At 71.4% G+C, this 10,172-nt stretch carries 11 protein-coding genes; 7 read left to right on the plus strand and 4 right to left on the minus strand.

The window, feature by feature from the left end; translation table 11 throughout:
* The coding region (locus CCN33_RS03050) for an ATP-grasp domain-containing protein (protein ID WP_107483890.1) at nucleotides 1-1,109 on the minus strand (1,109 nt) is incomplete at its 3' end.
* Between the two features lie 268 nt (nucleotides 1,110-1,377).
* Between CCN33_RS03050 and CCN33_RS03055 the strand changes: the two genes are divergently transcribed.
* Nucleotides 1,378-2,055, plus strand: a complete 678-nt coding sequence (locus CCN33_RS03055) for a 4'-phosphopantetheinyl transferase family protein (protein ID WP_086690815.1) — start codon at nucleotides 1,378-1,380, stop codon at nucleotides 2,053-2,055.
* A gap of 7 nt (nucleotides 2,056-2,062) precedes the next feature.
* On the opposite strand, the gene CCN33_RS03060 is transcribed toward CCN33_RS03055, so the two are convergent.
* The 3 genes from CCN33_RS03060 to CCN33_RS03070 form a co-directional block, all read right to left on the minus strand.
* Nucleotides 2,063-2,281 (minus strand): hypothetical protein, encoded by a 219-nt coding sequence (locus CCN33_RS03060; RefSeq protein WP_086690795.1) that lies wholly within the window; start codon nucleotides 2,279-2,281, stop codon nucleotides 2,063-2,065.
* Nucleotides 2,282-2,427: 146 nt separating this feature from the next.
* On the minus strand, nucleotides 2,428-2,976 hold the full coding sequence (locus CCN33_RS03065; protein ID WP_086690817.1) for a toxin-antitoxin system, toxin component: 549 nt from the start codon (nucleotides 2,974-2,976) through the stop codon (nucleotides 2,428-2,430).
* A 32-nt stretch (nucleotides 2,977-3,008) separates the two neighbouring features.
* Nucleotides 3,009-3,665, minus strand: coding sequence for a helix-turn-helix domain-containing protein (locus CCN33_RS03070; protein ID WP_086690797.1), 657 nt, complete (start codon nucleotides 3,663-3,665; stop codon nucleotides 3,009-3,011).
* Nucleotides 3,666-3,908: 243 nt separating this feature from the next.
* Here CCN33_RS03070 and CCN33_RS03075 point away from each other — a divergent pair, with 243 nt between their 5' ends.
* The 6 genes from CCN33_RS03075 to CCN33_RS03100 form a co-directional block, all read left to right on the plus strand.
* The gene (locus CCN33_RS03075; protein ID WP_086690799.1) at nucleotides 3,909-4,541 is read left to right on the plus strand and encodes an MmyB family transcriptional regulator; all 633 of its coding nucleotides are present in this window, start codon (nucleotides 3,909-3,911) and stop codon (nucleotides 4,539-4,541) included.
* 107 nt (nucleotides 4,542-4,648) lie between these two features.
* A complete protein-coding gene (locus CCN33_RS03080; RefSeq protein WP_208621643.1) occupies nucleotides 4,649-5,647 on the plus strand; it encodes a LacI family DNA-binding transcriptional regulator in 999 nt (332 codons plus the stop codon).
* A 119-nt stretch (nucleotides 5,648-5,766) separates the two neighbouring features.
* On the plus strand, nucleotides 5,767-7,119 hold the full coding sequence (locus CCN33_RS03085; protein WP_086690803.1) for an ABC transporter substrate-binding protein: 1,353 nt from the start codon (nucleotides 5,767-5,769) through the stop codon (nucleotides 7,117-7,119).
* 5 nt (nucleotides 7,120-7,124) lie between these two features.
* A complete protein-coding gene (locus CCN33_RS03090) occupies nucleotides 7,125-8,075 on the plus strand; it encodes a carbohydrate ABC transporter permease (RefSeq protein WP_086690807.1) in 951 nt (316 codons plus the stop codon).
* 22 nt (nucleotides 8,076-8,097) lie between these two features.
* Complete coding sequence (locus CCN33_RS03095; RefSeq protein ID WP_086690809.1) at nucleotides 8,098-8,973, plus strand: carbohydrate ABC transporter permease; 876 nt, start codon at nucleotides 8,098-8,100, stop codon at nucleotides 8,971-8,973.
* 40 nt (nucleotides 8,974-9,013) lie between these two features.
* The coding region (locus tag CCN33_RS03100) for an alpha-amylase family glycosyl hydrolase (protein ID WP_086690813.1) at nucleotides 9,014-10,172 on the plus strand (1,159 nt) is incomplete at its 3' end.

The raw sequence follows: 10,172 nt of genomic DNA on the forward strand, positions 1-10,172 counted from the left end.
GCCGCTGCGGCGGCCGCCGCGGCGAGCGGGGCGGTGGGCGCGGGCAGGCGCACCTCCGCCTCCTCGGGCTCCTGCTCGGGGAGCGTCGGCGGGCCCAGCGGGCGCGGCCCGGAGACCACCGCGTAGTCCTGGCCCAGGAACGGCGGCTCGACCGTGCCGGGGTCCTCACCCAGCGCCAGCTGGACAGCGGCCCACGGGGCGTTGATCCCGCACAGGGAGAGCTGGTGCAGCCCGCCGGCGGCACGGGTGTTGACGTCGAGCAGCACCGGCCGGTCGCCCAGCATGCGGAACTGGATGTTGGACAGGTAGTGCAGCCCGAAGCCCTCCGCGATCAGCCGGGCCGGCTCCAGCCAGCGCTCGTCCAGGGTGAAGCCGCGCCGCCGGCCGTTCTTGGTGCGGCCCACCATCAGCCGGACCCGGTTGTCCGGGCCGGTCAGGCAGTCCACCGACACCTCCGGCTGCTCCAGCCTCGGCATCACCAGCAGGTCCACCGGCTCCTCGGCCTCCCGCAGCGCCGACACCGCCAGATCGAGCTGCACGTACGGGCTCGGGAAGCCGCTCAGGTGGGCCAGCGAGAAGGGCGAGCGGGTGATCATCCGGAAGCCGACCCCGCCCGCACCGGAGGCGGGCTTGAAGCACGCCCGGTGTCCGGCCGCCTCCAACTCCGCGACCGCGGCCAGGAGTTCGTCAGCCGTACGGACCCGGAACCAGGGCGGCACCGGCACACCCACCGAACGGACCGCCTCGTACGCGGTCACCTTGTCCTCGAACACCGCCACCGCCTCCGGCGTCGGCGCCAGCAGGGCCGTACCCGCCGCGGCGAAGTCGGCGCGGTGCGCCACGATCGCCGCCTGGTGCAGCCGGGGCACGAAGACATCGATGCCACGCCGGGCGCACTGGTCGAGCGCGTACTCGACGTACCCGGCCGGGGACAGCCCCTCGGGCTCCAGGGCGGCGGTGTCGGCGGCGGCCAGCACGGGGGAGTCCGGGTCACCGTGCGTCGCGTGGATCTCCACGGCGCGATCGCTCGGGTTTCTCCGGAGCTGATCCATGAAGAACACGTTCTCCGCGTACGTGCGGTTGAGCCATACGCGTACGCGAGAGACCATGCGGGCCGCCTTTCGGGGGTTTTCGGGCAGGACTCAGCGGTCCGCGCCCGGACAGGAGGAAGGAAGGGTCACCAAACCGCCCTGAGAAAAGGGGTGTTGGGCGGCGAGTGATGGGGCGATCATACGGCCTGCGCGGAGCGGTTCGTGCAACGCGCGTGTTACGGATTCACCGGGCGCGCCGGCCCCGGAAGAGGGCCGCTCTTGCCCGTGCCCCGGCGATGTGCTGTCGTGGTGCCGCACCGCACTGCCGTGGGAGGTCGGGTACCGGGTGATCGAGGAGCTGCTGCCGGACACGGTGGTCGCCGTGGAGTCGTACGGCGTCCCCGACGACGACCCGGACACCGCGCTCTTCCCCGAGGAACGGGCAGTGGTGGACCGCGCGGTCGCCAAGCGGCGTCTGGAATTCACCTCGGCGCGGGTCTGCGCCCGGCGCGCGATGGAGAAGCTCGGCCGGGCGCCCGCCCCCGTGCCGGCCGGCGAGCGCGGCGCGCCGGTCTGGCCGGACGGCCTGCTCGGCAGCATGACCCACTGCGACGGCTACCGGTGCGCGGCCCTGGCCCGCACCGGTGACCTCGCGTCCCTCGGCATCGACGCCGAGACGCACGAACCGCTGCCCGAGGGCGTCCTCGACTCCATCTCGCTGCCCGCCGAACGCGACCGCCAGGGCGTCCTGGCCGCCGTCCGGCCCGGTGTGCACTGGGACAGGCTGCTGTTCAGCGCCAAGGAGTCCGTCTACAAGGCGTGGTTCCCGCTGACCGGCGCCTGGCTGGACTTCTCCGAGGCCGACATCGACCTGGTCCCCACGCACGACGACCGGGGCACCTTCCATGCCCGGCTGCTGGTGCCGGGCCCTTCGGTGGGCGGCCACCGCCTGACCGGATTCGACGGCCACTGGCGCACCGGCGACGGGCTGGTCCTGACGGCGGTGACCGTCCCGGCCGCCTAGCCGGCCTCTACGGGCACCAGGCGCGCAGCAGCTCGAAGAACTCGTCCTCGTTCCCCGCCAGCCCGGCTCCGGCCAGCGCCCGCTCGGCCTCGGCCAGCACGGTCGGCGGCACCATGGCCGGGGCCGCGTCCGGCGGCCCGTCCAGGGTGGCGCGCACGGTGTGCAGCAGCCGGAGATACGCCCGTACGGCGGTGCGCTCACGGTCGGTCAGTACGGCGGTCGGCATCGGTCGGCTCCCCGGTCGGCGGCACGGTTCACGCACGCTGGCGCCGCGCACCGCCCCTCGCGGCACGCAGGGTTCCAGCTTGCCGCCCACCACTGACAACGCGTCGGCTCCGGGCCGCCCGGGGTCGCCCGTACGGCTCAGACGCCTCAGCCCTGCGGACCCGGATATCCCAGCGACGTACCGATGCGCCCCGCGACGTCGTCCCGGCGGACCGGGCCGCTCAGCGACGAACCCCGCATCCTGGTACGGCACTTGCTGGCCAGCAGCAGGCCGAAGGTCTCCGCGTCCCGCTCCTCGTCCTGGTCGAACCGGGTGCGCGCGGCGACCCGGTGCACGGCCGCCCGCAGCGCGTCCCGGTCGGTGTCGTCCGTCAGCAGCCGGGTGGCGACCCCCATGCCGAGACCGTCGACCCGGTGGGCGGCGTGATCGGTCTGCATGTGCCACAGCTCGTGGCCGAGAATCACCAACTGATGGTCGGGCGCGGTGCGTTCCTCCACCACGACCAGATCGCGGTCGCTCATGTCCAGCCACAGTCCGCTGGCCGTGCCGGGCGGGAAGACCGACGTACGGAAGTGCACCGGGCGGCCGCGTCTGCGGCTCATCGCCGAGCACAGCGAGCGGTACAGCTCCTCGGGCGGCACCGGCGCGGGCCGCCGGTCCAGCTGGCCGACCAGTTCGGCGCACAGCCGCCGCATGCCCTTGGCGATGTTCTTGGACCCCATCCCGATCACGACCCCGGCTGCCGGACGCTCTCCAGCAGCATGTCCAGCCACTCCGCCACCTTGTCGCGGTGCTGGTCGGTGGGGAGCTGGGCGGCACGCCAGGCGATCCCGCGCACCCCGTGGTCCTGGAGCAGCCGCTCCAGCGGGTCCTGGGCCGTCGCGGAGGCGGCCCGCTCCCGGTCCGCCAGCTTCTGGAGCAGTTCCTGCTCGATGTGCTGGAGGGCGCCCGCGAGCGCCTCGGGGTCCTCCGCCGTCAGGAACCCGGCGTGTACGTGGAAGAACCGCTGGAGCGCGTCGCAGTGCTCCATCGTGGGGCGCCGGTCACCGTTGATCAGGGCGCCGGCCTGCTGCCGGGACATGCCGGCGCCGTCGGCGATCTCCTGCTGGGTGTATCTGCGCCCGCCGGGCTTGAGCCGGGTGCGGCGCAGCAGGTCCAGCCGTTGCAGGAAGCGGGCCTGCACGTCCGGTTCACCGGCCGGGCGGCCGGTGAGCAGCGCCTTGACCACCGGCTCCGGGACCCCGCTGGCGACCGAGAGCCGGGCGGTGTCGAAGACCTCCGGGTGCGGGACGCCGAGCCGGTCGGCGAGCGCGGTGACGCGGGCGACGACGGCCGGAAGCTGAGCGGTCGCCGTGGCGCCCGGATTCTCGTAGCCATCCGTCACCGACAGAACTCCTACGTCTTAGGGGGGCCGCGCGAGACCGGGCGCGCTTGTCACCCCCCGGCCGCCGTGAACATCCCGGAGAGTAGCCCGTGGTTCGAACTCGCATCCAGGTCTCGCCACAACTGTGGCGAATTTCAGCCGTCAACAGGCATGAAATGCCACGATAGTTGACACGGCTCTTGTCGGAGCAGCAGGATCGCAGCGCCGCGTGCAGGCGGCCAAGGCAAGAGGGGTGACCACCCGATGGCACATCAGGCGGGAGGGCGGCGGCCGGTAACCCGGTCCGTCCCCGAGAGCTGCGAGGCGCGGGACTATCTGGAGGACTACGCCGCCGTGGTGGAGGCCGCCCCGTTCCCCTCGTTCGTCGTGGACCACCGCTGGAACGTCATTCTGGCCAACGGCCCCTTCGCCGCCCTCTTCGGTGAGGTGCGGCACCACCCCACCGCGATGCCCGGCGACAACTTCCTGCGCTTCGTCCTCTTCCACCCCGACGCCGGCCGGGTGCTCGGCGAGCACGAGCCGGCCTGGTGCCTGCCGATGCTGGCCCAGCTCAAGGCCGCGATGGAGGGGTACGGCCACGACCAGGAACTCCAGGCGATACGCCGGGACGTGGCCCACGACCCGATCATGGAGGCCGCCTACCGGCAGGGGCTGCCGCACTGGATACACGCGGTCGGCGAGAGCGCGGCCCGGCTCGACGGCGCCGTACGTCTGCTGCACCACCCCGATCCGCGCCGGGGCACCACCGCGTGCCGGGTGGTGGACGAGACGCCGCCCCTGCTGCGCGATCTGGGTCACCGGCGCCTGACGATGATCCCCCGGCAGCCGTCCGCCGCCGGCCGGCGCGCCCACCTGACGGTCGTCCCCACCTCATAGACCCGGCCCGGCCCCGTCGGTGTTCAGGTCATCGACGGCGCCGGGTCTTCCGCAGCCGCGACACTGTTACGCAAGCTGCTTGCGTAACTTGCGCTACCCTTGCGCGCATGACGCGACGACTTGCGGAAGTGGCGAAGAAGGTCGGGGTCAGTGAGGCCACGGTCAGCCGGGTGCTCAACGGCAAGCCGGGAGTCTCCGACGCCACCCGGCAGTCGGTCCTCACCGCCCTGGACGTCCTGGGCTACGAGCGCCCCACCCAGCTGCGCGGCGAGCGCGCCCGTCTGGTAGGCCTGGTCCTGCCGGAACTCCAGAACCCCATCTTCCCGGCGTTCGCCGAGGTCATCGGGGGTGCGCTCGCCCAGCTCGGGCTGACCCCGGTGCTGTGCACCCAGACCAAGGGCGGCGTCTCGGAGGCCGACTACGTCGAACTCCTCCTCCAGCAGCAGGTCTCCGGCGTCGTCTTCGCCGGCGGCCTGTACGCCCAGGCCGACGCCCCGCACGACCACTACCGCCGTCTCGCGGACCGCAGCATCCCGGTCGTGCTGGTCAACGCGGCCATAGAGCACCTCGGCTTCCCCGCCGTCTCCTGCGACGACACGGTCGCCGTCGAGCAGGCCTGGCGCCACCTGGCGTCCCTCGGTCACGAGCGCATCGGCCTGGTCCTCGGCCCCGGCGACCACGTCCCCTCCGCCCGCAAGCTCGCCGCCGCCCGCGCGCTGGCGGGGGACCTGCCGGACGCCCACGTGGCCCGCGCCATCTTCTCCATCGAGGGCGGGCACGCCGCCGCCTCCCGGCTGATCGACCAGGGTGTCACCGGCATCATCTGCGCCAGCGACCCGCTCGCCCTCGGCGCGGTGAGGGCCGCCCGCCGCAAGGGGCTCGACGTGCCGGGACGGATCTCGGTGGTCGGCTACGACGACTCGGCGTTCATGAACTGCACCGAGCCCCCGCTCACCACCGTCCGCCAGCCGATCGAGGCCATGGGCCGGGCCGCCGTGGAGCTGCTGAACGCGCAGATCGGAGGCACCGCCGTCCCCGCCGAGGAGCTGCTGTTCGAGCCCGAGCTGGTGGTCCGGGGTTCCACCGCGCAAGTGCCGCGCGACTGAGCGCACCGCGAGCCGCTCGGCTGTCAAATAATTACAGATTCTGCGCGACATCTTGCGGCCGGGTGTCGTCGGTGCTTGAGTGTGCGGCGCCCACCGCTCCTGCCTTGAGGGGTCCACCGATGAGAAGCACCGGGTTCCGCCGCACCGTCGCCGCGATCGGCGTCTGTTCCTCGCTCGCCCTCACCGCAGCAGCCTGCGGCTCGGACGACGACAGCTCGGCGGGCGGCAAGACCCGCATCACCGTCAACTGCGAGCCGCCCAAGAGCGCCAAGGTCGACCGCCGGTTCTTCGAGGAGGACATCGCCTCCTTCGAGAAGGCCCACCCGGACATCGACGTGGTCGCCCACGACGCCTTCCCCTGCCAGGACCCCAAGACCTTCGACGCCAAGCTTGCGGGCGGCCAGATGGAGGACGTGTTCTACACCTACTTCACCGACGCCCGGCATGTGGTCGACATCCACCAGGCCGCCGACCTCACCCCCTACGTCAAGGAACTCAAGAGCTACGCCGGCATCCAGAAGCAGCTCCGGGACATCTACACCGTCGACGGCAAGGTCTACGGCATCCCGCGCACCGGCTACTCGATGGGGCTGATCTACAACCGCGCCCTGTTCAAGAAGGCCGGCCTCGACCCCGACAAGCCCCCGGCCACCTGGGACGAGGTCCGCGCCGCCGCCAAGAGGATCGCCGGGCTGGGCGACGGCACCGTCGGATACGCCGACTACAGCGCCCAGAACCAGGGCGGCTGGCACTTCACCGCGGAGCTGTACTCCCAGGGCGGTGACGTCGTCAGCGCCGACGGCAAGAAGGCCACCGTCGACACCCCCGAGGGCCACGCGGTGCTGCGGAACCTGCACGACATGCGCTGGACGGACGACTCCATGGGCAGCAAGCAGCTCCTCGTCATCAACGACGCCCAGCAGATGATGGGTTCGGGCAAGCTCGGCATGTACCTCTCGGCGCCGGACAACATCCCGATCCTGGTGAAGGAGAAGGGCGGCTCGTACAAGGACCTGGCGCTCGCCCCGATGCCCGGGGGCAAGGGCACGCTCATCGGCGGCGACGGCTACATGTTCAACAAGAAGGCCAGCCCCGCCCAGATCCGCGCCGGCCTCAAGTGGCTCGACCACATGTTCCTCACCCCCGGAGACGGCTTCCTCGGCGACTACGCCCGCGCCAAGAAGAACGACGCACCCGTGGGACTGCCCGAGCCGCGCCTGTTCACCGGAGCCGCCGACGCCAAGGACCAGCAGGTCAAGAAGGCCAACGCCAACGTCCCGGTGGAGAACTACCAGTCGTTCCTGGACGGCAACCAGAGTCTCGCCATGAAGATCGAGCCACCGCACGCCCAGCAGATCTACTCGGTGCTCGACGGGGTCGTCTCCGCCGTCCTCACCAAGAAGGACGCGGACGTCGACCAGCTCCTCAAGGACGCCGACGGCAAGATCGACAGCATCCTGGCGCGGGGCTGACCACCATGACCAAGACGGCCGAGCGGCTCCCCGCGGCCGCCGCCCCCCTGGCCCCGCTCCCGGCCCCGGTGAGCGGTGGCCGGGGCCGCCGGGCGCTCGCCGACCAGGTCCGCGCCTACGGGTTCCTGCTCGGCGGCCTGATCTGTTTCGCCCTGTTCTCCTGGTACCCGGCGATCCGCGCCGTCGTCATCGCCTTCCAGCGCTACACACCGGGCTCCGCGCCCGAATGGGTCGGCACCGCCAACTTCCGCCGGGTCCTGCACGATCCGGAGTTCGGCGCGGCCTGGCGCAACACCCTCACCTTCACCGTGCTCGCCCTGCTCCTCGGCTTCGCCGTCCCCTTCGTCCTCGCCCTCGTCCTCAACGAACTCCGGCACGCCAAGGCGTTCTTCCGGGTCGTGGTCTACCTCCCGGTGATGATCCCGCCGGTGGTCAGCGCCCTGCTGTGGAAGTGGTTCTACGACCCCGGCGCCGGCCTCGCCAACGAGACCCTGCGCGCCCTGCACCTGCCCGCCTCGAACTGGTCCAACGGCACCGACACCGCGCTGATCTCCCTGGTGATCGTGGCGACCTGGGCCAACCTCGGCGGCACCGTCCTCATCTACCTCGCCGCCCTCCAGTCCATCCCCGGCGAGCTGTACGAGGCCGCCGAACTCGACGGTGCCAACCTGCTCCAGCGCATCCGGCACGTCACGATCCCGCAGACCCGGTTCGTGATCCTGATGCTGATGCTCCTCCAGATCATCGCCACCATGCAGGTGTTCACCGAGCCGTTCGTGATCACCGGCGGCGGCCCGGAGAGCGCGACCGTGACCGTGCTCTACCTGATCTACAAGTACGCCTTCCTCTACAACGACTTCGGCGGGGCCTGCGCCCTCAGCGTGATGTTGCTGGTACTGCTCGGCGCCTTCTCCGCCCTCTACCTCCGGCTCACCCGCAGCGAGGGGGACGCATGAACACCCTTACCGAGGAGGGCGCGTGAGCACCCGTACCCTCATCTCCCCGGCCACCCTCGCCCGTCCGCGCGGAAGAGCCCTGTACTGGACGGTGTTCGGGACCGTCGTCGTCCTTTTCGCGCTCGCCTTCCTGTTCCCGGTGTACTGGATGGCGTCCGGCGCGATGAAGTCCCCGGACGAGATCGCCCGTACCCCGCCCACCCTGGTTCCCGAGCACTGGCATCTGGACGGCTACACCGACGCCTGGGACCTGATGCAGCTCCCGCAGCACCTCTGGAACACCGTGGTGCAGGCCGCCGGTGCCTGGGCCTTCCAGCTCGTGTTCTGCACGGCGGCCGCGTACGCGCTGTCCAAGCTGAAGCCCGCCTTCGGCAACGTGGTCCTCGGCGGCATCCTCGCCACCCTGATGGTCCCGGCGCAGGCGCTCGTGGTACCGAAGTACCTGACCGCGGCCGACCTGCCGCTGATCCACACCAGCCTGCTCAACGACCCGCTCGGCATCTGGCTGCCGGCCGTGGCCAACGCCTTCAACCTGTACCTGCTCAAGCGGTTCTTCGACCAGTTGCCCCGCGACGTGCTGGAGGCCGCCGAGATCGACGGCGCGGGGAAGCTGCGCACCCTGTGGTCGGTGGTGCTGCCCATGTCCCGCCCGGTGCTCGGCGTGGTCTCCATCTTCGCGCTGGTCGCCGTCTGGCAGGACTTCCTCTGGCCGCTGATGGTCTTCTCCGACACCGACAAGCAGCCGATCAGTGTGGCCCTCGTCCAGTTGTCGCAGAACATCCAGCTCACCGTGCTCGTTGCGGCCATGGTGATCGCCAGCATCCCCATGGTGGCGCTCTTCCTCGTGTTCCAGCGGCACATCATCGCCGGGATCAGCGCGGGCAGCACCAAGGGCTGACCCGGCCCCCTCGACAGACTCGACAGAAAGGGCACGCACCGTGGCACAGCCCACCCATGCCCGCAGGCAGGCCGACTGGTGGCGCTCGGCCGTCATCTACCAGGTGTACGTGCGCAGCTTCGCGGACGGAGACGGCGACGGCACCGGAGACCTCGCCGGGGTCCGCGCCCGACTGCCCTACCTCGCCGAACTCGGCGTGGACGCCCTGTGGTTCAACCCGTGGTACCTCTCCCCGATGAAGGACGGCGGCTACGACGTCGCCGACTACCGCACCGTCGACCCCGCCTTCGGCACCCTCGCCGAGGCCGAGAAGCTCATCGCCGAGGCCCGTGAGCTGGGCATTCGCTCCATCGTCGACATCGTGCCCAACCATGTCTCCGACCAGCACCCCTGGTTCCGGGCCGCGCTCGCCGCCGGCCCCGGCAGCCCCGAGCGGGAACTGTTCCACTTCCGCCCCGGACGCGGCGCGCACGGCGAACTCCCGCCCAACGACTGGCCGTCGCAGTTCGTCGGCTCCACCGAACCGGTGTGGACCCGGCTGCCCGACGGTGACTGGTACCTGCACCTGTTCACCCCCGAGCAGCCCGACCTCAACTGGGCCCACCCCGCCGTGCGCCGCGAGCACGAGGACATCCTGCGCTTCTGGTTCGAGCGCGGTGTCGCGGGCGTCCGCATCGACTCCGCCGCCCTGCTCGCCAAGGACCCCGACCTGCCGGATCTCGCGGGCGCTCCCGACCCGCACCCCTTCGTCGACCGCGACGAACTCCACGACATCTACCGCTCCTGGCGCGCGGTCGCCGACGAGTACGGCGGGGTGTTCGTCGGCGAGGTCTGGCTCCCCGACGCCGAGCGCTTCGCCCGCTACCTCCGCCCCGACGAACTGCACACCGCCTTCAACTTCGCCTTCCTGTCCTGCCCCTGGGACGCGGACCGGCTGCGCGCGGCCATCGACTCCACCCTCGCCGAGCACGCTCCCGTGGGTGCCCCCGCCACCTGGGTGCTGTGCAACCACGACATCACCCGAACCGTCACCCGCTACGGCCGCGCCGACACCGGCTTCGACTTCGCCGCCAAGGCGTTCGGCACCCCCACCGACCTCGCGCTCGGCACCCGCCGCGCCCGCGCCGCCGCCCTGCTCTCCCTCGCCCTGCCCGGCTCGGTCTACCTGTACCAGGGAGAGGAACTCGGCCTGCCCGAGG

It is taken from the genome of Streptomyces recifensis (assembly GCF_002154615.1).
Classification (GTDB): domain Bacteria; phylum Actinomycetota; class Actinomycetes; order Streptomycetales; family Streptomycetaceae; genus Streptomyces; species Streptomyces griseoluteus.